Genomic DNA, 22226 nt, shown 5'->3' with positions numbered 1-22226 from the left:
CAACACCCCCCCCCCCAAAAGGCAATCCACGAGGGAACGACGCCTCCCCCCCCCCGGGGGGGGGCCCCCCCCCGCTTCGAAACCGGGGAGGTCAGTCCTGCACGGCGGCCTTCAGCTGCGCCACCCGGTCGGTGCGCTCCCAGGTGAAGTCCGGCAGCTCACGGCCGAAGTGGCCGTAGGCGGCGGTCTGCGCGTAGATCGGGCGCAGCAGGTCCAGGTCGCGGATGATGGCGGCCGGGCGCAGGTCGAAGACCTCGGAGACGGCCTTCTGGATGCTCAGCACCGGCACGGTCTCGGTGCCGAAGGTCTCCACGAACAGGCCGACCGGCTCGGCCTTGCCGATCGCGTACGCGACCTGCACCTCGGCCCGGCTGGCGAGGCCCGCGGCGACGATGTTCTTGGCGACCCAGCGCATCGCGTAGGCGGCCGAGCGGTCGACCTTGGACGGGTCCTTGCCGGAGAAGGCGCCGCCGCCGTGGCGGGCCATGCCTCCGTAGGTGTCGATGATGATCTTTCGGCCGGTGAGGCCGGCGTCGCCCATCGGGCCGCCGATCTCGAAGCGGCCGGTCGGGTTGACCAGCAGCCGGTAACCGTCGGTGACCAGCTTGATGCCCTGGTCGGCCAGCGCCTTCAGCTCCGGCTCGACCACGAACTCGCGGATGTCGGGGGTGAGCAGCGACTCCAGGTCGATGTCACTGGCGTGCTGGGTCGAGACGACCACGGTGTCCAGACGGACGGCCTTGTCGCCGTCGTACTCGATGGTCACCTGGGTCTTGCCGTCCGGCCGCAGGTAGGGAATCGTCCCGTTCTTGCGGACCTCGGTCAGGCGGCGGGAGAGGCGGTGCGCCAGGGTGATCGGCAGCGGCATCAGCTCGGGCGTCTCGTCGGACGCGTAGCCGAACATCAGGCCCTGGTCGCCGGCCCCCTGCTTGTCCAGGTCGTCGTCGTCACCCTCGACCCGGGCCTCGTACGCGGTGTCGACACCCTGCGCGATGTCGGGCGACTGCGCGCCGATGGACACCGACACGCCGCAGGAGGCGCCGTCGAAGCCCTTCTTGGAGCTGTCGTAGCCGATCTCCAGGATCTTGTCCCGGACGAGCTGGGCGATCGGCGCGTACGCCTTGGTGGTCACCTCGCCGGCCACGTGCACCTGGCCGGTGGTGATGAGCGTCTCCACAGCGACCCGGGAGGTCGGGTCCTCGCGCAGGAGCGCGTCAAGGATGGTGTCGCTGATCTGGTCAGCGATCTTGTCGGGGTGACCCTCGGTCACGGACTCCGAGGTGAACAGGCGGCGAGACACAGCGCTCCCTGGGGTTGCAGCGGCTGCTGACTGAAGGCCCCCGGCGGACCGGGGACATCCGGAAAGACTTGATTCCTGGAGTGTAACGGTCTGATTCCGTCGAACGTCACCCTGTTCCAAAAATGGCGACCGCCCTTGACCAGGGCTCGATCAGGTTCCGACCGTTTCGAGACGCTCTGCGACCAGATCCCAGACCACGTCCGCGAGGGCCTCCTTCGGGCCCACCGGGATCGGCGTCTCACTGCCGTCCGAGCCCAGTACGACGGCCTCGTTGACGTCCGTGCCGAAGGCCTTGCCGTTGCCCACCTCGTTGACGACCAGCAGGTCGCAGCCCTTGCGGGCGAGCTTGGCCCGACCGTTGGCGAGCACGTCGTCGGTCTCCGCCGCGAAACCCACCACCAGTTGGCCCGAACGGGTGCGGTGGGCCGACAGCTCGGCCAGGACGTCCGGGTTGCGGACCAGCGCGACGGGCGCCGGTTCGACCCCCTCGACCTTCTTGATCTTGCCGGTCGCGTACGCGGCCGGCCGGAAGTCCGCCACCGCCGCGGCCATCACCACGGCGTCCGCGTCCTCGGCCGCCTTCAACGCCGCCTCCCGCAGCTCCAGCGCCGTCCCGACGTGCACCACGTCCACCCCGGCCGGGTCGGGCAGCTCCGCGTTGGCCGAGACCAGGGTCACGCGGGCCCCGCGCGCCGCGGCCGTCACGGCGAGCGCGTAGCCCTGCTTGCCGGAGGAGCGGTTGCCCAGGTATCGCACCGGATCCAGTGGTTCCCGGGTGCCACCGGCCGAGACCACCACGTGCCGTCCGGCCAGGTCGGCCGGCACCGCCCCGCCGCGGCGCAGCACGGCCCGGCAGGCGTCGAAGATCACGGAGGGCTCGGGCAGCCGGCCCTTGCCGGTGTCCTTGCCGGTCAGCCGCCCGACGGCGGGCTCCAGCACGATCACGCCCCGGCTGCGCAGGGTGGCGACGTTGTGCCGGGTGGCGGGGTGCTCCCACATCTCGGTGTGCATGGCCGGCGCCACCACGACCGGGCAGCGGGCGGTGAGCAGGGTGTTGGTCAGCAGGTCGTCGGCGAGCCCGTGGGCGGCCTTGGCGATGAGGTCGGCGGTGGCGGGGGCGACGACCACCAGGTCGGCCTGCTGCCCGATCCGCACGTGCGGCACCTCGTGCACGTTCTCCCAGGTCTCGGTGGCCGCCGGGCGCCCGGACAGCGCGGCCCAGGTGGCTTCGCCGACGAAGTGCAGCGCCGCGGCGGTCGGCACCACGGTGACCTGGTGGCCGGACTCGGTGAACCGGCGCAGCAGCTCGCAGGCCTTGTAGGCGGCGATCCCACCGCTGACGCCGAGGACGACGCGAGGAGCCGCCGCATTCGCGCTCATGTGCCGGTACCGACCTTTCTCCACCATCGGGAACCCGCCCACCCTACGACCCCTCAGCTGCCGACGGCACGGTGCCCCACCCCGGCGGGAACGCCGAAGGGCCCGGCGGAAGATTCCGCCGGGCCCTTCGGGAAAAGTACGGGGCTGCCTCAGACGGCGCCCTCGACCGCCTCGGCGGTCAGCATGCCCGCGTTGATCTCGCGCAGCGCGATCGACAGCGGCTTCTCGTGCACGTGGGTGTCGACCAGCGGGCCGACGTACTCCAGCAGGCCCTCACCGAGCTGGGAGTAGTAGGCGTTGATCTGACGCGCGCGCTTGGCGGCGTAGATCACGAGGCTGTACTTCGAGTCGGTGGCCTCGAGCAGCTCGTCGATCGGCGGGTTGATGATGCCCTCGGGCGCGGTCATGGAAGAGGACACGCGAAAACCTTCCGAAAGGATGGAAAAGACAGACAGGTCAGCCTACACCGAGCAAGGCTAGCAGTTCGGCCGCTACCTGCTCGACGGAGGTGTTGACAAGGGTCGTGTCGAACTCCGGCTCGGCCGCCAGCTCGACCTTGGCGGCCTCCAGACGCTTCTCGATCACGTCCTGCGGCTCGGTGCCCCGGCCGGTGAGCCGGCGGACCAGCTCGTCCCAGCTCGGCGGGGCCAGGAAGACCAGCTGGGCCTCCGGCATCGACTCGCGCACCTGACGGGCGCCCTGCAGATCGATCTCCAGCAGCACGGGCTCGCCGCGCTCCAGCTTCTCCAGCACGGCCGCGCGCGGGGTGCCGTAGCGGTTCCCGGCGAACTCGGCCCACTCCAACAGCTCACCGTTGGCGACCAGCTTGTCGAACTCGTCGTTGTCGACGAAGTGGTACTGGACCCCGTTCTTCTCGCCCGGCCTCGGGTGGCGGGTCGTCGCCGACACCGAGAGCCAGACCTCGGGGTGCATCTTCCTCATATGAGCGACGACCGTGCTCTTGCCGACCCCCGAGGGGCCGGAGAGCACGGTCAGCCGCGGACGCTCACTCATGCACCGATTATCCCGGATCGCGGGCGTTCCCGGGACCACGGGGGCACGGTCAGGCGGCGCCACCGCCGAACTCCCGTTCCAGGGAGGCGATCTGGTTCGTGCCGAGACCGCGCACGCGCCGGCTCTCGCTGATGCCGAGGCGCTCCATGATCTGCTTGGCACGGACCTTGCCGACGCCCGGAAGGGACTCGAGCAGGGCCGAGACCTTCATCTTGCCGATGACGTCGTTGTCGTTCTTGCCGGCCTTGATCACCTCGTGCAGGGAGGCGCCGGAGTGCTTGAGCCGGTTCTTGACCTCGGCGCGCTCCCGGCGAGCCTCGGCGGCCTTGGCGAGCGCGGCGGTGCGCTGTTCAGGGGTAAGGGGCGGAAGAGCCACGCCGTTCACCTCAGGGTGTGGAAGGAAGGGATTGAGCTATGACTGTTTGGTTCTCAGGCCGCCTCCGCAAGTAGAACCACAAGGCCCTGACCTGCGGGAGCTACGGGATTCGCGGCTCTTCGACGACCTATCGCCGGACACTACCCGGATTGCGGCGCCACGTCAGGAAAAGAACACGAAAAGTCCTGGTCAGCCAAGGCCGACCAGGACTTTCCAGGGCAAAATGACCGCGATTGCGAGCCTTTTGCGGCCGCAGTGTGACGGCGCTCACGTCAAGTGCTCCCGGAGTGGCCCGGCGCTGCGCACACTGCGCAGGGTCACCGCACGGCTACCGGTCAGCGACCCGCCGCTACTTGACCGCGTCCGCGAACTCGCCGGCGAAGCGGTCCGCCGCCTCCCGCAGCGCCGCCACCGACGGCCCGTGCCTGAGCACGTCCCGGCTGACGCTCGGCACCACGTTGATCACCGACGCGCCGAACACCCGCGGCAGGTCCGCCATGGTCGCGCCCTGGGCGCCGATCCCGGGGGCCAGCAGCGGGCCGTTGATCGCCAGCTCCACGCCCGCGTCGGCCAGCGTCGCGCCGACCACCGCGCCGAAGGAGCCCAGCGGCGCCGCGCCCGCGTTCTCGGCCGCCAGCTGGCGCAGCACCGCGGCCGCGACCGGCTCGCCGTCAGCACCGACCGCGCGCTGCACCTCGGCGCCCTCCGGGTTGGAGGTCAGCGCCAGCGCGAACACCCCGCAGCCCTGCTCCCGGGCGAGGTTCAGGGCCGGGCGCAGCGAGCCGAAGCCCAGGTACGGGCTGACGGTCACGGCGTCCGAGAACAGCGGGCTCGCCGGGGACAGGAAGGCCTCCGCGTAGGCGGCCATGGTGGAGCCGATGTCGCCGCGCTTGGCGTCCATCAGGACCAGCGCGCCGGCCGCCCGGGCCTGCGCGACGGTGCTCTCCAGGACCGCGACGCCCCTGCTGCCGAAGCGCTCGAAGAAGGCGGCCTGCGGCTTGAGCACGGCCACCCGGTCGGCCAGCGCCTCGACCACGGTCCGGCTGAAGGCCTCCAGCCCGGCGAGGTCGTCGCCGAGCCCCCAGGCGGCGAGCAGGGAGGCGTGCGGGTCGATGCCGACGCAGAGCTGGCCGCGGGTGTCGAGGGCCTGGCGCAGCCGGGCGCCGAACGGGGCGAGGGTCATGTCGTCCTTTCCAGGGTTTCCGGGCGGATCAGGGAGTCAGGAACTGCGGACGGCGCTGCCGACGGCCGCCGCCAGATTGCGGAAGCCACCCGCGCGGACCCGGGCGGAGAGCCCCCGGTGGATCCGGCGGCACCAGAACGGGCCCTCGTAGATGAAGGCGCTGTAGCCCTGGACGAGGTCGGCGCCGTGGATGATCCGCTGCCAGGCGTCCTCGGCGGTCTCCACGCCGCCCACCGAGACCAGCGTCAGCCGGCCCCCGGTGCGGGCGCGCAGCCGCTGCAGCACCTCCAGGGCGCGGGCCTTGAGCGGGGCGCCGGACAGGCCGCCCATGCCGATCTCCTCGACCCGCCGCGCGTCGGCCCGCAGGCCCTCGCGGCCGATCGTGGTGTTGGTGGCGATGATGCCGTCCAGGCCCAGCTCCACGGCGAGGTCGGCGACCGCGTCGACGTCCTCGTCGGCCAGGTCGGGGGCGATCTTGACCAGCAGCGGCACGTGGTGCGCGGTGGTGCGGTCGGCGGCCTCGCGGACGGCGGCCAGCAGCGGGCGCAGGTGGTCGACGGCCTGCAGGTTGCGCAGGCCCGGGGTGTTCGGCGAGCTGACGTTGACCACCAGGTAGTCGGCGTACTTGGCCAGCCGCTCGGTGGACTTGACGTAGTCGGCGACGGCGTCGGCCTCCTCCACCACCTTGGTCTTGCCGATGTTGACACCGATCACCGGGGTGGAGCTGGTGTGCGGGCGGGCGGCCAGCCGGGCGGCGACCCGGGCCGAGCCCTGGTTGTTGAAGCCCATCCGGTTGATCAGCGCGCGGTCCTCGACCAGGCGGAACAGCCGGGGCGCCGGGTTGCCGGGCTGGGGTTCGCCGGTGATGGTGCCGATCTCGACGTAGTCGAAGCCGAGCATCGCCAGGCCGTCGATGCCGACGCCGTTCTTGTCGAAACCCGCCGCGAGCCCGAACGGGCCGGGCAGGTCGAGGCCGAGGGCGCTGGTGTGCAACGCCCGGTCACGCGGGGCGAGGACCAGCCGCACCAGGGTGCGCAGGCCGGGCACCGAGGAGGCCAGCCGGATCCAGAAGAACGCGAGGTGGTGCGCCTTCTCGGGGTCCATCCGCTTGAAGACGAGGTCGAACAGCAGCTTGTACAACGGGGTCAACTCCAAGGTCTCAGGCCGGATTCGAGCACGGAAGTGGGGGGCACCCAACTGGCTCCGGTGCCCCCCACTGCGGTGGCGCTACTTGCGGCCGGCGTTGATCAGCTCGGCGTGCTCCTGGAGCGACATCACCCCGACCTCGTCGCGCAGCTGCGCGTCCATGCCCTGGACGGCCGCCCCCATCGCCTGCACGGTGGTCAGGCACGGGACGCCGCGCGAGACGGCCGCGGTGCGGATCTCGTAGCCGTCCAGGCGTCCGCCGGTGCCGTACGGCGTGTTGATGATGAGGTCGACCTCGCCGTCGTGGATCAGCTGGACGATCGTCTTCTCGCCGTTCGGGCCCTCGCCCTCGCTGTGCTTGCGCACCAGCGTGGACGGGATGCCGCCGCGGTGGAGCACCTCGGCGGTGCCGGCGGTGGCGAGCACCTCGAAGCCCAGGCCGACCAGCGCCCGGGCCGGGAAGACCAGGTTGCGCTTGTCGCGGTTGGCGACGGAGACGAAGACCTTGCCCTTGGTCGGCAGCGCGCCGTACGCGCCGGACTGGGCCTTGGCGTAGGCGGTGCCGAAGACCTTGTCGATGCCCATGACCTCACCGGTCGAGCGCATCTCCGGGCCGAGCACGGTGTCCACGCCGCGGCCGTGGATGTCGCGGAAGCGGCTCCACGGCATCACGGCCTCCTTGACCGCGATCGGCGCGTCGGCGGGCAGGGTGCCGCCGTCGCCCTCGGCCGGGAGCAGGCCCTCGGCGCGCAGCTCGGCGATGGTGGCGCCGAGCGAGATCCGGGCGGCGGCCTTGGCCAGCGGCACCGCGGTCGCCTTGGAGGTGAACGGGACGGTGCGGGAGGCGCGCGGGTTGGCCTCCAGCACGTAGAGGATGTCCCCGGCCAGCGCGAACTGGATGTTGATCAGGCCGCGGACGCCGACACCCCGCGCGATGGCCTCGGTGGAGGTGCGCAGGCGCTTGATGTCGTAGCCGCCGAGGGTGATCGGGGGCAGCGCGCAGGCGGAGTCGCCGGAGTGGATGCCGGCCTCCTCGATGTGCTCCATGACGCCGCCGAGGTAGAGCTCGGTGCCGTCGTAGAGCGCGTCGACGTCGATCTCCACCGCGTCGTCCAGGAAGCGGTCGATCAGCACCGGGTGCTCGGAGATCAGACCGGCGTGCCGCTCCAGGTAGGAGGCGAGCGAGGCCTCGTCGTAGACGATCTCCATGCCGCGGCCGCCGAGCACGTAGGACGGGCGGGCCAGCACGGGGTAGCCGATCTCGTCGGCGATCGCCTTGGCCTCCTGGAAGGAGAAGGCGGTGCCGTGCTTGGGCGCGGGCAGGCCGGCCTCGCGCAGCACGCGGCCGAAGGCGCCGCGCTCCTCGGCGAGGTCGATCGCCTCGGGCTGGGTGCCGACGATCGGCACGCCGTTGTCCTTGAGCGCCTGGGCCAGGCCGAGCGGGGTCTGGCCGCCGAGCTGGACGATCACACCGGCCAGCGGGCCGGCCTGCTGCTCGGCGTGGACGATCTCCAGCACGTCCTCCAGGGTGAGCGGCTCGAAGTAGAGCCGGTCGGAGGTGTCGTAGTCGGTGGAGACGGTCTCCGGGTTGCAGTTGACCATGACGGTCTCGTACCCGGCGTCGGCCAGCGCGAAGGAGGCGTGGACGCAGGAGTAGTCGAACTCGATGCCCTGGCCGATGCGGTTCGGGCCGGAGCCGAGGATGATCACGGCCGGCTTGGTGCGCGGGGCGACCTCGCTCTCCTCGTCGTAGGACGAGTAGAAGTACGGGGTCTTGGCGGCGAATTCGGCGGCGCAGGTGTCGACGGTCTTGAACACCGGGCGGATGCCGAGCGCGTGGCGCACCTCACGGACCACGTCGGGGCGCAGACCGCGGATCTCGCCGATCTGCTGGTCGGAGAAGCCGTGCCGCTTGGCGTGGCGCAGCAGCTCGGGGGTGAGCTCGGCGGCCTCGGCCAGCTCGCCGGCGATCTCGTCGAGCAGGAAGAGCTGGTCGACGAACCACGGGTCGATCTTGGTGGCGTCGAACACCTCCTCCGGGGTGGCGCCGGCCCGGATGGCGTCCATCACGGTGTTGATCCGGCCGTCGGTCGGCACGGCGGCCTTGACCAGCAGCTCGGACTTGTCGCCCAGCGGGGTGGTCCAGCTGAACTGGGAGCCCTTCTTCTCCAGCGAGCGCAGCGCCTTCTGCAGCGCCTCCGGGAAGTTGCGGCCCAGCGCCATGGCCTCGCCGACGGACTTCATGGTGGTGGTCAGCGTGGCGTCGGCGCTCGGGAACTTCTCGAACGCGAACCGCGGCACCTTGACGACGACGTAGTCGAGGGTCGGCTCGAAGGAGGCCGGGGTCTCGGCGGTGATGTCGTTGGGGATCTCGTCCAGCGTGTAGCCGACGGCCAGCTTGGCGGCGATCTTGGCGATCGGGAAGCCGGTGGCCTTGGAGGCGAGCGCCGAGGAGCGGGAGACGCGCGGGTTCATCTCGATGACGATGACCCGGCCGTCGACGGGGTTGACGGCGAACTGGATGTTGCAGCCGCCGGTGTCGACGCCGACCTCGCGGATGACGGCGATGCCGACGTCGCGCAGGATCTGGTACTCGCGGTCGGTGAGCGTCATCGCCGGGGCCACGGTGATCGAGTCACCGGTGTGCACGCCCATCGGGTCGAAGTTCTCGATGGAGCAGACGACCACGACGTTGTCGTTCTTGTCGCGCATCAGCTCCAGCTCGTACTCCTTCCAGCCGAGGATGGACTCCTCCAGGAGCACCTCGGTGGTCGGCGAGAGGGTCAGGCCCTGGCCGGCGATGCGGCGCAGGTCCTCCTCGTTGTGGGCGAAGCCGGAGCCGGCGCCGCCCATGGTGAAGGAGGGGCGGACCACGACCGGGTAGCCGCCGAGGGTGTCGACGCCGGCCAGCACCTCGTCCATGCTGTGGCAGATGACCGAGCGGGCGGACTCGCCGTGGCCGATCTTGGCTTTGACGGCCGCGACGACGCCCTTGAACAGGTCGCGGTCCTCGCCCTTGTTGATCGCCTCGACGTCGGCGCCGATCAGCTCGACGCCGTACTTCTCCAGCGTCCCCGCCTCGTGCAGCGAGATCGCGGTGTTCAGCGCGGTCTGGCCGCCCAGGGTGGGCAGCAGCGCGTCGGGGCGCTCCTTGGCGATGATCTTCTCGACGAACTCCGGGGTGATCGGCTCGACGTAGGTGGCGTCGGCGATCTCCGGGTCGGTCATGATCGTGGCCGGGTTGGAGTTGACCAGCACGACCCGCAGCCCCTCGGCCTTGAGGACGCGGCAGGCCTGGGTGCCCGAGTAGTCGAACTCGGCGGCCTGGCCGATGACGATCGGGCCGGAGCCGATCACCAGGACGGACTTGATGTCAGTGCGCTTAGGCACGCTGGCCCTCCATGAGCTTCACGAAGCGGTCGAACAGGTAGGCGGCGTCGTGCGGGCCGGCAGCCGCTTCGGGGTGGTACTGCACGCTGAAGGCGGGCACGTCGAGCGCCTGCAGGCCCTCGACCACGTCGTCGTTGAGGCAGACGTGGGAGACCTCGACCCGCCCGTAGGGGGTGTCGCTCACCTTGTCCAGCGGCGCGTCCACGGCGAAGCCGTGGTTGTGGGCGGTCACCTCGACCTTGCCGGTGGTGCGGTCCTGCACCGGCTGGTTGATGCCGCGGTGGCCGTACTTGAGCTTGTAGGTGCCGAAGCCGAGGGCGCGGCCGAGGATCTGGTTGCCGAAGCAGATCCCGAAGAACGGGGTGCCCCGCTCCAGCACGCCCTGCGCGACGGCGACCTGGTGGTCGGCGGTGGCCGGGTCGCCCGGGCCGTTGGAGAAGAACACGCCGTCCGGGCTGACCGCGTAGACGTCCTCCAGGCTGGAGTTCGCCGGCAGCACGTGCACCTCGATGCCGCGCTCGGCCATCCGCTGCGGGGTCATCGCCTTGATGCCGAGGTCCAGCGCGGCGACGGTGAACCTCGCGGTGCCGATGGGCAGGGCTTCGCCGCCGGGACCGACGGCGGGCACCACGTACGGCTCGGTGGTGGCCACCTCGGCGCACAGGTCGGCGCCCTTCATCTCGGGCGACTGCTGCACCCGGGCGAGCAGGGCGGCCTGGTCGGCCACCGCCTCGCCGGAGAAGATGCCGCAGCGCATGGCGCCGCGCTCGCGCAGGTGGCGGGTCAGCGCACGGGTGTCGATGCCGCTGATGCCGACGACGCCCTGGCGGGCCAGCTCCTCGTCCAGCGAGCGGCGGGAGCGCCAGTTGGACGCCACCCGGGCGGGGTCACGCACGACGTAGCCGGCGACCCAGATCTGCTTGGACTCGTCGTCCTCGTCGTTCCAGCCGGTGTTGCCGATCTGCGGGGCGGTCATCACGACCACCTGGCGGTGGTACGACGGGTCGGTCAGGGTCTCCTGGTAGCCGGACATGCCGGTGTTGAAGACCGCCTCGCCGAAGGTCTCGCCAGTCGCGCCGTAGGCCTGGCCGCGGAAGGTCCGGCCGTCCTCCAGGACGAGCACAGCGGGGACACGGTCCCGCCGTTGGCGCTGCGTGGTGGGGGCAGGTGCGGTCATTGCGCGGCCTCTTCCGTCTTCGTCTTCGTACGTGTTGCGAGCTGGGCGATCGCCTCGACCCAGGCGGTGTGCTCATCGGGGTGGTCGGCCCGGAACCCGGAGTCCAGTTCGGTGTCCATCGGGGTCCCCCCGGCCGAGGGCTGGGGGAGGGTCCAGGTGACGACGAGCAGTCCGGAGGGGACGACCTTGCCCGCGATCGCGGAGTCCGTCCGGGCACCCTTCAGATGTTCGGCCGGGATCCAGAAGTCCACGTCGCCGGGGCGCCGCACCAGCAGGCCGTCCTCGCCGAGGGTGAGGTCGGCACGGCTGCGGGTGCCCAGGCCGTGCGCGACGACCCGGTCCAGCCAGTCCCCGGCGGTGGTGGTGCCGTGGTACCGGCCGCTGGTCTCCAGGATGGTCCGGCCGGCGCCGGCCGGCACGGCGGGCAGCGGCGGGATGCCGGACTGCAGGGTGCGCCGCCAGTTCCAGCCCTGGCGCATCAGCCAGTAGACCAGGCCGATGACGATCAGCAGCCCGACGGACCAGCCGATGTAGCCCGGCCAGTTGGTGACCTTCGCCTGTTCCTTGGCGAGCACGGCGTGGGCCGCCGCGCCGATCGCCCCCGCGGCGAGCGCGGTCATGCCAGGCCGCCCTGCTCGGTGGGCTCGCCGGCCAGCACGGTGGCGCGGCCGCGCAGGAAGGTGGCGTGCACCCGTCCGGGCAGGTCCATGCCCTTGTAGGGGGTGTTGCGGCTGCGGGTGGCGAAGCTCTCCGGGTTCACGGCACCACGGTACGCGGGATCGAACAGCACCAGGTTGGCGGGCTCACCAGCCGAGATCGGCCGGCCGTGCCCGGTGAGACGGCCGATCCGGGCCGGGCGGTGCGACATCCGGTCGGCGACGCCCTCCCAGTTCAGCAGGCCGGTGTCGACCATGGTCTGCTGGACGACCGACAGCGCGGTCTCCAGGCCGACCATGCCCATCGCGGCGACGGCCCACTCGCAGTCCTTGTCCTCGGCCGGGTGCGGCGCGTGGTCGGTGGCGACGGCGTCGATGGTGCCGTCGGCGAGGGCCTTGCGCAGCGCCTGGACGTCCTCGGCGGTGCGCAGCGGCGGGTTCACCTTGTACACCGGGTCGTAGGAGCGGACCAGTTCGTCGGTGAGCAGCAGGTGGTGGGGGGTGACCTCGGCGGTGACGTCCCAGCCCTTGGCCTTGGCCCAGCGGATGATCTCCACCGAGCCGGCCGTGGAGACGTGGCAGACGTGCAGCCGGGAGCCGACGTGCGCGGCGAGCAGCACGTCGCGGGCGATGATCGACTCCTCGGCGACGGCCGGCCAGCCGCCGAGCCCGAGCTCGCCGGAGACCTGGCCCTCGTTCATCTGGGCGCCCTCGGTCAGCCGCGGCTCCTGGGCGTGCTGGGCGACGACGCCGTCGAAGGCCTTGACGTACTCCAGGGCGCGGCGCATCAGCACCGCGTCGTCCACGCACTTGCCGTCGTCCGAGAAGACCCGGACGTTCGCGGCGGACTCGTGCATCGCGCCGAGTTCGGCGAGCTTCTTGCCCTCCAGGCCGACGGTGACGGCGCCGACCGGCTGGACGTCGCAGTAGCCGGCCTCCTGGCCGAGCCGCCAGACCTGCTCGACCACGCCGGCGGTGTCGGCCACCGGGGTGGTGTTGGCCATCGCGTGCACGGCGGTGAAGCCGCCCATCGCGGCGGCCCGGGTGCCGGTGAGGACGGTCTCGGCGTCCTCACGGCCGGGCTCCCGCAGGTGGGTGTGCAGGTCGACCAGGCCGGGCAGCACGATCATGCCGGTGGCGTCGATCTCGATGTCCGCCTCGACGGCCAGGGTAGTGCCGATCGCCTCGATGACGCCGTCGGCGAGGTGGAGGTCCTGCGGGGCGCCGCCCAGGACCTTGGCGTTGCGGATCAGGTAGCTGGTCACTGGGCGGTCTCCACGGAGTCGGTGCGGGCGGGCTCGGCCGAGCCGTCGGCGAAGACGGCGCCGCCGAGCAGCAGGTAGAGGACGGCCATCCGGACGGAGACGCCGTTGGCGACCTGCTCGACCACGGTGCAGCGCGGCGAGTCGGCGACCTCGGCGGTGATCTCCATGCCGCGGACCATCGGGCCGGGGTGCATCACGATGGCGTGGTCGGGGAGCTGGGCCATCCGGATGCCGTTCATGCCGTAGCGGCGGCTGTATTCGCGCTCGGTCGGGAAGAACGCGGCGTTCATCCGCTCGCGCTGCACCCGCAGCATCATCAGGGCGTCGGTCTTGGGCAGCACGCTGTCGAGGTCGTAGCTGATCTCGCAGGGCCAGTTCTCGATGCCGATGGGCAGCAGGGTCGGCGGGGCGACGAAGGTGACCTGGGCACCGAGAGTGGTCAGCAGGTGCACGTTGGAGCGGGCGACGCGGCTGTGCAGGACGTCGCCGACGATGGTCACCCGGCGGCCGGCGAGGTCGTTCCCGGCGCCCCGGTTGAGGTGGCGGCGCATGGTGAAGGCGTCGAGCAGCGCCTGGGTGGGGTGCTCGTGGGTGCCGTCACCGGCGTTGATCACGCTGCCGTGCAGCCAGTCGGACTGGGCCAGCCGGGCCGGCGCGCCGGAGGCGTGGTGCCGGATGACGACCGCGTCGGCGCCCATCGCCTGGAGCGTCAGCGCGGTGTCCTTGAGGCTCTCGCCCTTGGAGACCGAGGAGCCCTTGGCGGAGAAGTTGATGACGTCGGCGGAGAGCCGCTTCTCGGCGACCTCGAAGGAGGTCTTGGTGCGGGTGGAGTCTTCGAAGAAGAGGTTGACGACGGTGCGGCCGCGCAGCGTGGGGAGCTTCTTGACGGCCCGCCCGGAGAGCTGGGCCAGCTCCTCGGCGGTGTCCAGGATCAGCAGCGCGTCGTCGCGGCTGAGATCGGCGGCGGAGACGAGGTGGCGCTTCACGCGGCTACTCCGGGAGGTGCGGTTCGGTGGGCTGGGAGGCCAGGGCCTGCGAGCTGCGGGCGGCGTGGTCGCGGTCGCGGTCGCCGACCAGGACGGCGTCCACGCCGTCGGTGTCGGCCAGGCGCACCTGCACGGCCTCGCGCAGCGAGGTGGGGAGGTTCTTGCCCACGTAGTCGGCCCGGATCGGCAGCTCACGGTGGCCGCGGTCGACCAGGACGGCGAGCTGGACGGCCCGGGGGCGGCCGATGTCGTTCAGCGCGTCGAGCGCGGCGCGGATGGTGCGGCCGGAGAACAGCACGTCGTCGACGAGGATCACCAGCTTGCCGTCGATGCCGCCGGGCGGGATCTCGGTGTGCTCCAGGGCGCGGGCGGGCTTGAGCCGCAGGTCGTCCCGGTACATGGTGATGTCCAGGGTGCCCAGCGGGATGTCGCTGCCGGTGATCTGGGCCAGCCGGCCGTGCAGCCGGCGGGCGAGGTGGACGCCCCTGGTGTGGATGCCGAGCAGCACGACGTCCTCCGCGCCCTTGGCGCGCTCGACGATCTCGTGCGCTATCCGGGTGACGACCCGGGCGATGTCCGAGCCGTCCAGCACCTGGTGCGGCGGCCGCGGCGTCGTTTCGTGGTGTGCGGTCATGCCGAAGCGGACCTCCTTCCCCGCCTCACGGGACGGGCCTTAAAGGATGTCTGGGATCTGCCCCCGCCGAACCGGGCGCGGGCTTCGGGTCATCCTACCAGCGCCCCGGGAGGCAAACGGACGTCCACGATTCCGCTTCACCGGGTTCACGCCCCGGATGCGCCGAGGATGCGGGCCATTCGCACGACTGCCCCATTCGGCTTGACGCCACACCTTACTCTACGTAACCTCACAGTGAGTTACGAGACGGGTGTCGAACCCACCGGTAACGACGCCGGCAAAGCCCGTGACCCACCACTGAACGCGAAGCAATCTCGTCCGGGGAGATCAATGTCCAGCGACTACGCGAAGCAGCTCGGAGGCAAGCTCCGAGCGATCCGCACTCAGCAGGGGCTCTCCCTGCACGGTGTCGAGGAGAAGTCCCAGGGGCGCTGGAAGGCGGTCGTCGTCGGGTCGTACGAGCGCGGTGACCGTGCGGTCACCGTGCAGCGACTGGCCGAGCTGGCCGAGTTCTACGGCGTTCCGGTGCAGGAGCTGCTGCCCGGCGGCACCCCCGGTGGCGCGGCCGAGCCGCCGCCGCGCCTGGTCCTCGACCTGGAGAGACTGACCCAGGTTCCTTCCGAGAAGGCGGGCCCGCTGCAGCGCTACGCGGCGACCATCCAGAGCCAGCGCGGCGACTACAACGGCAAGGTCCTCTCGATCCGCCAGGACGATCTGCGCACGCTGGCCGTGATCTACGACCAGTCGCCGTCGATCCTCACCGAGCAGCTGATCTCCTGGGGAGTGCTCAACCCCGACGCGCGCCGCGCGGTGCGCGAGGAGGACGCGGGCTGACGCTCGCCGCATCGGCTCGCGATCCGCTGCACGACCTGTTCCACGATCTGCTGTCCATAGCGGCTCTCATCGAGCCGGAAGTGCCGATTACCAGCAGAGCCGATTAGTAAGCAGAAACGTCACGGCGCGGCCCCGGCATCCAGGGCCGCGCCGCGGTGCTTCCTGCGCCGCCGGTCAGCAGACCGTACCCAGGCTGTAGCCGGGCCGGGCCGCCACGCCGTCCAGCCGCACCGGGCGGGCGGCCGGCGCCCAGTCCGGCCCGCCGCTGGACCAGGCCCAGGCGGCCGGCAGGTACTCGCCGCAGCCGGCGGCCGAGCCCTGGGAGCCGTGCAGCACCGCGACGCCCGGCAGCTCCAGGGCCAGCCCGACGCACAGCACCGCGCAGACCAGCTCGAGGTCCTCGTCGTTGATCCGCACCACGCCGTCCTCCCACTGCAGGACGCGAGCCGCGGCGGCCAGCTTCCCGTCCGGGGCGTCGACCCGCAGCCGCAGCTCGTACACGCCGGCGCCCGCGCCGACCAGCATCCGGCGGAACACCTCGGCCCCGCGCTGGTGGGCCGCGCGCACCCAGCGGGCGTGCTCCTCGTCGACCTCGCCCGCGCCCCCGTACAGGCCGCCGTCGAGCAGCAGGTCGGCGTGGCGGAGCGTCAGGCCGTTCTCCCGGGCGCGGACCAGGCGCGGCACGAAGTCCCCGGCCAGCTCCTCGCCCTGATAGGCCAACAGCTGGGTCCGCAGCGGCGGGTTGACCAGGTAGCGGTCGCGCGCGGCCGGCTCGGCCGGGTCCAGCCGGTGCAGCAGGCAGAACTCCTCGAAGTCCTGCGGGTGGAACATCCGGGCCCGCACCGTCTCGAACCGCTCCAGCGCGTCGGCCAGCAGCTCGGCGGTGTCGGCGAGGTAGCGCTCGTAGTCGGGGGCGTCGCACACGCCCCAGGCGCGGGCCCGCTGGAAGTCCGCGGCGTTGGTGAGCACTCCGATGACGAACGCCTGGTCGGCACCCTCGGCCCGTTGCCGGTGGTGCGGCGCCCGCAGCGCGGGCCGCAGGCCGCCGGTGGTGCAGTCGGGGTTACGGCGGGCGCGGCCCTTGCGGCTGGTCATCGAGGCTCCTGGCGTCGGCGGGCGACCGTCGGCGGTGACGGTCAGCGGCGGGGCTCGCCGCTGACCGTGTTACTCCCCAGTTCCGCGCGCCACACACGTACGGCGTGTCACAGGAAGGTAACCACCGGTAATACCAGTGGTCGCACGGCCGCGACCCCCGGGTCACCTCACGCCGGGCGCGGCACCCTGGCCAGCTGACGGGACTGGGCGACGAGCCGGCCGGCCTCGTCCCAGACCTCGGCGTCCTCCTCGAAGTAGCCGCCGGCCACGTTGCGGGTGGCGTGGGTGACCCGCAGCCAGCCCGGCGCCGGCTTGGCCCGCAGGTGGACGGTCAGCTCCACGGTCGGCGCCCAGCCGGGCAGGCCGAGGTCGAAGGTGACCGGCGGCAGCGCGTCGGCGACCAGCAGGAGCAGCAGTGGGTCGGGCTGGCGGCCGTCGCGGAGCCGGAACCAGCCCTGGATCCGCCCGTTGCCGGAGGGCTGCCCGAGCGCCCAGCCGACGGTCGCCGGGTCGAGCCGCAGGTCGAAGCGCTCCAGCAGGGCGGCCTGCTCGATGAGCTGCGGGGGCGCGTGTTCGACGCCGATGCACTGGTCCGGCGGCGGCAGCTGGGGCGGCACGGCGGTGGTGCGCACCTCGCCCTGGACGGCGGCGAGGTCGCCGTGGCTGGCCACCACCCGCAGCCGCTCCACGCCGTCCTGGCTGAGCGAGGCGGTGCCGGTGGACAGGCCGCGGCCGGTGCGCAGCACCTCGGTGCGGACGGTGGCCGGGCCGGGGGTGGCGGCGGACAGGTAGTAACCGCTGATCGACACCGGGTCGGGGTGGTCGGCGTGCTCCAGCGACAGCGCGTGTCCGGCCACGGCGAGCAGGAGCCCGCCGTTGACCCCGCCGCCGATCTGCCAGCCGGCGCCGAGCTCGGCCTGGTAGCGGCCGGCTTCCTCCGGGTGTCTGGTCAGGGCGATGCCCTGGTCGAACTCGCTGCGCGTCACGGTGGTCATGGGTCGGCCTGCCCTTCAAGTTACCGGCGAGTAGGGCACCACATTACGCCCGGCGGGTGAAACGCGGAACGGCCGCCGGCCCCCGGCGTCGGGGGTGGCGGCCGTTCGCGGGCGCGGCCGGTTACCGGCGGATGCTCGGCTTCAGCTCCAGGAAGCGGGCGAGCAGGCCGTTCACGAAGGCCGGGGAGTCGTCCGTGGAGAACTCCTTGGCGATCTCGACGGACTCGTCCAGGACGACCGCGTCCGGGACGCCGTCCTCCCAGATCAGCTCGTACGCGCCGAGGCGAAGGACGTTGCGGTCCACGATCGGCATCCGGTCGAGGGTCCAGCCGACCGCGTACTGCTCGATCAGCTCGTCGATGCGACGGGCGTGCTGGACGTACCCCTCGATCAGCTCCATGGTGTACTCGCCGACCTGCGGGGTGCCCTCGTCGGGCTTGGGCTCGCGCGCGCGGGCCACCCAGTCGGCGAGGACCCGCTGCGGGTCGACTCCGCGGTGGTCGGCCTCGAAAAGGATCTGGAAGGCCCGGGTGCGGGCCTTACTGCGTGCGGCCGACACGGACTTACTTCACCCGGCCGAGGTAGCTGCCGTCGCGGGTGTCGACCTTGACCTTCTCACCGGTGGTGATGAAGAGCGGCACCTGGATCTCGGCGCCGGTCTCCAGGGTGGCCGGCTTGGTGCCGCCGGTCGAGCGGTCGCCCTGGACGCCCGGCTCGGTCTCGGCGATCTCCAGCTCGACGGCGGCCGGCAGCTCGATGTACAGCACCGCGCCCTCGTTGGTGGCGACCAGGGCCTCGAAGCCCTCGAGCAGGTACTTGGCTGCGTCGCCCACGACGGCCGGCTCGATGGTCAGCTGGTCGTAGGTGTCCATGTCCATGAACACGAAGTTCTCGCCGTCCTTGTACGAGAACTGCATGCCGCGCTTGTCGACGTTGGCGGTCTCGACCTTGGTGCCGGCGTTGAAGGTCTTGTCGACGACCTTGCCCGTCAGGACCTCCTTGAGCTTGGTCCGAACGAAGGCCGGGCCCTTGCCGGGCTTGACGTGCTGGAACTCGACGACGGACCAGAGCTTGCCGCCCTCCAGCTTGAGGACCATGCCGTTCTTGAGATCGTTCGTGGAAGCCACGGGCGCACTAACTCCTGGATATAGCTGTCAAGGAACCAAGGGGTTGCGTCCTGCCGCCGACCGCCCCGGGGGGCCGCCGTCACAGGGCGAGGAGCTCCTTGGTGGTGATGGTGAGCAGCTCGGGCCCGCCCTCCTCAAGGGGACGCACGACGAGCGTGTCCTCGATCCGGACCCCGCCCTTGCCCGGGAGGTGTACCCCCGGACCGACGGTGACCGGCACGCGACTGTCCAGTTTACCCATGTCCGAGGGGCCGAGGCGCGGCGCCTCCCGGATCTCCAGCCCGATGCCGTGGCCCACCGGGTGCGGGGAGGTCTCGGTGTGGCCCGCCGCCTCCAGGAGCTGGCGGGCGGCCCGGTCGGGTACGCACTGCTGCACGCCCGGCCCGAGGGCCTCCCGGGCGGCCCGCTGGGCGCGGAAGACCAGCCGGTGCAGTTCGACCTGCCAGGGGGCGGGGGCGGCGCCGATCACGAAGGTCCGGGCGGTCGAGACCCCGTAGCCGCGGTACTGGGCGCCCATCACCACGGTGAGGAAGTCCCCCTCCTCCACCCGGCGGTCGGTCGGCTGGTGGGCGGGCTGGCCGGAGTGGCTACCGGTGCCCACGGAGACGGGGAACGCGGCCCGGTCGGCGCCGTGGTCGATCATCCGGCGCTCCAGCTCCATCGCCAGGTGCCGCTCGGTGCGGCCGACCAGGATCGACTCCAGCAGCTCGCCGAGCGCCTGGTCGGCGATCTCGGCGGCGATCCGCAGGTCGGCGATCTCGTGCTCGTCCTTGATCACCCGCAGCCGCTCCACGACCCGGTCGAGGTCGGCGAGCCGGGCCCCGTCCACCAGGCTCCCGACCGCCCGGTGCCGGGTGACGGTCAGGTCGTGCTCCTCCACGGCCAGGGCTCGCACCCCCAGCCGGGCGGCGGCGGCCGCGGCGGCCAGCGCGGTGTCCGACCCGGCCGACACCGGCACCTGGACGACGTCGGGGGCGATCAGGTGCTCCCCGGAGTCGTCCGGCGGCAGGTCGTCCGGCAGCGCCAGCAGCACCCGGTCCGGGGTGAGCAGCAGCGTGGCCCCGCAGGGCGCGCAGCCCGTCAGGTACCGGACGTTCGCCGCCCGGGTGACCAGCGCCGCGTCGGCCCCGGCCGCACTGCAGTGCTCCCGCACCCGCTCCCGCCGCCCCGCGTACGCATCCGCCATGCGTCGAGCCTACGAACCCCCGGCCCGAACCGCCCGCCGAGCACCCCCGCCGGTGCGGGAATGGGCGCGGCGGAGGCCGCGTTGAGCCAAGTGAAAATGACATCCATTCCGAACCGCGGCTCCAGTCCGGCACCCCGGTTCGGGTCCGCCGTCCCAGGCCGAGGAGGAAACCGATGGCCCGCAGCGAACTGCGCCCCGTGATCAAGCTCCGCTCCACCGCCGACACCGGCTACACGTACGTGACCCGCAAGAGCCGCCGGAACGACCCGGACCGGATGGTGCTGCGCAAGTACGACCCGGCCGCCGGCCGGCACGTCGACTTCCGCGAAGAGCGCTGAGCCGCCGCTCCGCCGGGTGCCCTCCCGCAGGACGCCCCTCCCCTCCCGCACCAGACAGGAGCTCCCCATGAAGTCCGGAATCCACCCGAGCTACCGTCCGGTCGTCTTCCGCGACAAGGTCGGCGGCCTCTCCTTCCTCTCCCGCTCCACGGCCACCGGCGAGAAGACGGTCGAGTGGGAGGACGGCCGCACCTACCCGGTGATCGACGTGGAGATCTCCTCGGCGAGCCACCCCTTCTACACCGGCCAGTCCCGGGTGCTCGACACCGCCGGGCGGGTCGAGCAGTTCCGCCGCCGCTACGGCGACCGGCACTGACCAGCAGCCGCGACGGCGTCTCCCGCGATCCGGGGAGGCGCCGTCGCGGCACGACGGAAGGCCGTCAGCGCGGCGGCGGGACGGACACCACCATGGTCAGCCGCAGCAGCCGTCAGCCCGCTACCGGGCGCTCGCGCTCGGCCCGATGGGCGTCGTCTCCCCGCCCGCCACCGTCGGCGTCGCAGTGCCGGTCGGCGTCGGACTCGCGCTCGGCGAACGGCCGGGGCTCGTCCAGCTGGCCGGGAGCGCGGTGGCCGTGGTCGGCGTGGTGCTGGCCGGCGGCCCCGAGCGCGGCGGGCCGTCCGCCGCCCGCACCGCCCTGGTGCTCACCCTGGCCGCCGCGTTCGGCTTCGGCGCCGACATGGCCCTGCTCTCCCAGGCCTCGGCCGGCGGCGGACTGCTGCTCGCCTCCGCCTGAGCCGGGCCGCGGCCCCCGCCCCCCGACCGCGGCCCTGCAACGGCGGCTCAGGAGCGCTCCACCGTCCAGCGCTTCTCGACGCCGGCCAGCTTCCAGTACGCGATCGCCGCGGCCCACACCACCACGAACAGCCCGGCGATCGCGTACCCGACGTTGTCCAGGGAGATGTCCGAGATGAACCCGGTGACCGGGTCGGTCAGGTCGAGCTTCTCGTGCAGCACCCCGACCAGTTCGATGGTGCCGATGATGAACGCCACGGCGATCGACAGCCCAGTGATGGTCAGGTTGTAGTACACCTTGCGCACCGGGTTGGAGAACGCCCACTGGTACGCGAAGTTCATGAAGGTCCCGTCCAGGGTGTCGAACAGGCTCATCCCGGCCGCGAACAGCAGCGGCAGGCAGACGATCGCGTACCAGGGCAGCCCGGCCGCCGCGCCCGAACCGGCCATCACCATCAGGGTGACCTCGGTCGCGGTGTCGAAGCCCAGTCCCAGCACCATGCCCACCGGGAACATCTGCCCCGGCCGGGTGATGGAGCGGGTCGCGCGGTTCAGCACCCGGGCCATGAAGCCGCGCGAGTTGAGGTGCTCCTCCAGCTCCGCCTCGTCGAACCGCCCGGCCCGCATCGAGCGGAACACCTTGAGGATGCCGAGCAGCGCCGCCAGGTTGAGCGCGCCGATCAGGTAGAGGAAGGCGCCGGAGGCCGTGGTGCCGACCAGTCCGAGCCACTTGTGGGTGGCCGAGTCGTCGTCCATCAGCGTGTTCGCCAGCTGGGCGCCGCCCGCCACCAGGGCGGCCATCACGACCACCATCGAGGAGTGCCCGAGCGCGAACCAGAACCCGACCGAGACCGGCCGCTTGCCGTCCGCCATCAGCTTGCGGGTGGTGTTGTCGATCACCGCGATGTGGTCGGCGTCGAAGGCGTGCCGCATGCCGAGGGTGTACGCGGTGATGCCCAGGCCCACCCCGAAGACCTGGGTGCCGACCGCGTACTCGTGGGGCGCGACCAGGAAGACGAGCGTCCCGAAGGCCACCACGTGCATGGCCAGGATCACCGCCATCAGCCCCGCCGTGCGGACGGTGTCCTCGCGCTTCCATCTGAACGTGGGCAGGACGGAAGGGGCCGCCTCGGTCGGGACGGCGGTTTCGGGCAGGGTCATCTGCGGATCACGCTCCAGCACCTCGTGGAATGACTTCGTGAGATGCCGTGGCCGGTCTCCTGGCTTACGGGGCTTCCGGACCCGCCTTCCCAGGCGCACGAAGCGCCCAGTGGCACGTAGGGTCCGGACAACTGTCCCCCGATCACAGTGGCGAGGGCCGCTCCGGACTGGGACCCCTGGAGGTCCGCCACCGGTCTTCCCGAGCACCACGGCGGGCAACACCGTAGGGGCCCGGCTCCACCCTCGCAAG

At 71.8% G+C, this 22226-nt stretch carries 22 protein-coding genes, 1 pseudogene and 1 riboswitch; of the genes and pseudogenes, 4 read left to right on the top strand and 19 right to left on the bottom strand.

Features of this window, described 5'->3' with window-relative positions; all coding sequences use genetic code 11:
- Positions 1 to 91: 91 nt before the first annotated feature.
- The 13 genes from metK to pyrR form a co-directional block, all read right to left on the bottom strand.
- Positions 92 to 1300: a methionine adenosyltransferase gene (metK, locus tag ACZ4WV_RS23330; protein ID WP_465749694.1), complete on the bottom strand. Its 1209-nt coding sequence runs from the start codon at positions 1298 to 1300 to the stop codon at positions 92 to 94.
- 150 nt (positions 1301 to 1450) lie between these two features.
- Positions 1451 to 2680, bottom strand: coding sequence for a bifunctional phosphopantothenoylcysteine decarboxylase/phosphopantothenate--cysteine ligase CoaBC (coaBC, locus tag ACZ4WV_RS23325; RefSeq protein ID WP_465749692.1), 1230 nt, complete (start codon positions 2678 to 2680; stop codon positions 1451 to 1453).
- Positions 2681 to 2829: 149 nt separating this feature from the next.
- Positions 2830 to 3099: a DNA-directed RNA polymerase subunit omega gene (gene rpoZ / locus ACZ4WV_RS23320; RefSeq protein ID WP_350736755.1), complete on the bottom strand. Its 270-nt coding sequence runs from the start codon at positions 3097 to 3099 to the stop codon at positions 2830 to 2832.
- A 37-nt stretch (positions 3100 to 3136) separates the two neighbouring features.
- Positions 3137 to 3694: a guanylate kinase gene (gene gmk / locus ACZ4WV_RS23315; RefSeq protein WP_465749690.1), complete on the bottom strand. Its 558-nt coding sequence runs from the start codon at positions 3692 to 3694 to the stop codon at positions 3137 to 3139.
- Positions 3695 to 3743: 49 nt separating this feature from the next.
- On the bottom strand, positions 3744 to 4070 hold the full coding sequence (gene mihF / locus ACZ4WV_RS23310; RefSeq protein WP_030290269.1) for an integration host factor, actinobacterial type: 327 nt from the start codon (positions 4068 to 4070) through the stop codon (positions 3744 to 3746).
- Positions 4071 to 4419: 349 nt separating this feature from the next.
- Positions 4420 to 5253: an orotidine-5'-phosphate decarboxylase gene (gene pyrF, locus ACZ4WV_RS23305; protein ID WP_465749688.1), complete on the bottom strand. Its 834-nt coding sequence runs from the start codon at positions 5251 to 5253 to the stop codon at positions 4420 to 4422.
- Positions 5254 to 5289: 36 nt separating this feature from the next.
- Entirely contained in the window at positions 5290 to 6393 is a 1104-nt protein-coding gene (locus tag ACZ4WV_RS23300) for a quinone-dependent dihydroorotate dehydrogenase (RefSeq protein WP_465749734.1), read from the bottom strand.
- 87 nt (positions 6394 to 6480) lie between these two features.
- A complete protein-coding gene (carB, locus tag ACZ4WV_RS23295) occupies positions 6481 to 9789 on the bottom strand; it encodes a carbamoyl-phosphate synthase large subunit (protein ID WP_465749686.1) in 3309 nt (1102 codons plus the stop codon).
- Positions 9782 to 10966 (bottom strand): glutamine-hydrolyzing carbamoyl-phosphate synthase small subunit, encoded by a 1185-nt coding sequence (gene carA / locus ACZ4WV_RS23290; RefSeq protein WP_465749684.1) that lies wholly within the window; start codon positions 10964 to 10966, stop codon positions 9782 to 9784. The genes carB and carA overlap by 8 nt, the downstream gene beginning before the upstream one ends.
- A complete protein-coding gene (locus tag ACZ4WV_RS23285; protein ID WP_465749682.1) occupies positions 10963 to 11586 on the bottom strand; it encodes a PH-like domain-containing protein in 624 nt (207 codons plus the stop codon). Before ACZ4WV_RS23285 ends, carA begins: the two co-directional genes overlap by 4 nt.
- Positions 11583 to 12887: a dihydroorotase gene (locus ACZ4WV_RS23280; protein ID WP_465749680.1), complete on the bottom strand. Its 1305-nt coding sequence runs from the start codon at positions 12885 to 12887 to the stop codon at positions 11583 to 11585. The genes ACZ4WV_RS23285 and ACZ4WV_RS23280 overlap by 4 nt, the downstream gene beginning before the upstream one ends.
- A complete protein-coding gene (locus ACZ4WV_RS23275; RefSeq protein WP_465749678.1) occupies positions 12884 to 13873 on the bottom strand; it encodes an aspartate carbamoyltransferase catalytic subunit in 990 nt (329 codons plus the stop codon). The genes ACZ4WV_RS23280 and ACZ4WV_RS23275 overlap by 4 nt, the downstream gene beginning before the upstream one ends.
- 4 nt (positions 13874 to 13877) lie before the next feature.
- Positions 13878 to 14507 (bottom strand): bifunctional pyr operon transcriptional regulator/uracil phosphoribosyltransferase PyrR, encoded by a 630-nt coding sequence (gene pyrR / locus ACZ4WV_RS23270; RefSeq protein ID WP_465749676.1) that lies wholly within the window; start codon positions 14505 to 14507, stop codon positions 13878 to 13880.
- 330 nt (positions 14508 to 14837) lie between these two features.
- Between pyrR and bldD the strand changes: the two genes are divergently transcribed.
- A complete protein-coding gene (gene bldD / locus ACZ4WV_RS23265) occupies positions 14838 to 15341 on the top strand; it encodes a transcriptional regulator BldD (protein ID WP_030240641.1) in 504 nt (167 codons plus the stop codon).
- 174 nt (positions 15342 to 15515) lie between these two features.
- On the opposite strand, the gene ACZ4WV_RS23260 is transcribed toward bldD, so the two are convergent.
- The 5 genes from ACZ4WV_RS23260 to ACZ4WV_RS23240 form a co-directional block, all read right to left on the bottom strand.
- Entirely contained in the window at positions 15516 to 16436 is a 921-nt protein-coding gene (locus ACZ4WV_RS23260; protein WP_465749674.1) for a hypothetical protein, read from the bottom strand.
- Positions 16437 to 16603: 167 nt separating this feature from the next.
- The gene (locus ACZ4WV_RS23255; protein WP_465749672.1) at positions 16604 to 17431 is read right to left on the bottom strand and encodes a thioesterase family protein; all 828 of its coding nucleotides are present in this window, start codon (positions 17429 to 17431) and stop codon (positions 16604 to 16606) included.
- Positions 17432 to 17552: 121 nt separating this feature from the next.
- Positions 17553 to 17990: a transcription antitermination factor NusB gene (nusB, locus tag ACZ4WV_RS23250; protein ID WP_465749670.1), complete on the bottom strand. Its 438-nt coding sequence runs from the start codon at positions 17988 to 17990 to the stop codon at positions 17553 to 17555.
- Positions 17991 to 17994: 4 nt separating this feature from the next.
- The gene (gene efp / locus ACZ4WV_RS23245) at positions 17995 to 18558 is read right to left on the bottom strand and encodes an elongation factor P (protein WP_465749668.1); all 564 of its coding nucleotides are present in this window, start codon (positions 18556 to 18558) and stop codon (positions 17995 to 17997) included.
- A 79-nt stretch (positions 18559 to 18637) separates the two neighbouring features.
- Positions 18638 to 19744: a M24 family metallopeptidase gene (locus ACZ4WV_RS23240; protein ID WP_465749666.1), complete on the bottom strand. Its 1107-nt coding sequence runs from the start codon at positions 19742 to 19744 to the stop codon at positions 18638 to 18640.
- 173 nt (positions 19745 to 19917) lie between these two features.
- Here ACZ4WV_RS23240 and rpmG point away from each other — a divergent pair, with 173 nt between their 5' ends.
- The 3 genes and pseudogenes from rpmG to ACZ4WV_RS23225 form a co-directional block, all read left to right on the top strand.
- Positions 19918 to 20082: a 50S ribosomal protein L33 gene (rpmG, locus tag ACZ4WV_RS23235; RefSeq protein WP_465749664.1), complete on the top strand. Its 165-nt coding sequence runs from the start codon at positions 19918 to 19920 to the stop codon at positions 20080 to 20082.
- 67 nt (positions 20083 to 20149) lie between these two features.
- The gene (locus ACZ4WV_RS23230) at positions 20150 to 20398 is read left to right on the top strand and encodes a type B 50S ribosomal protein L31 (protein ID WP_465749662.1); all 249 of its coding nucleotides are present in this window, start codon (positions 20150 to 20152) and stop codon (positions 20396 to 20398) included.
- 121 nt (positions 20399 to 20519) lie between these two features.
- Positions 20520 to 20807: pseudogene (locus ACZ4WV_RS23225) on the top strand (hypothetical protein); the annotation flags it as partial.
- Positions 20808 to 20863: 56 nt separating this feature from the next.
- Here ACZ4WV_RS23225 and nicT read toward each other — a convergent pair.
- A complete protein-coding gene (gene nicT, locus ACZ4WV_RS23220; RefSeq protein ID WP_465749660.1) occupies positions 20864 to 21976 on the bottom strand; it encodes a Nickel transporter NicT in 1113 nt (370 codons plus the stop codon).
- Between the two features lie 32 nt (positions 21977 to 22008).
- Positions 22009 to 22202: riboswitch (cobalamin riboswitch) on the bottom strand.
- Positions 22203 to 22226 lie beyond the last annotated feature (24 nt).

It is taken from the genome of Kitasatospora sp. NPDC029312 (assembly GCF_055569215.1).
The sequence above is the reverse complement of the archived record's forward strand: the minus strand, read 5'-3'. Positions and strand labels throughout refer to the sequence as shown.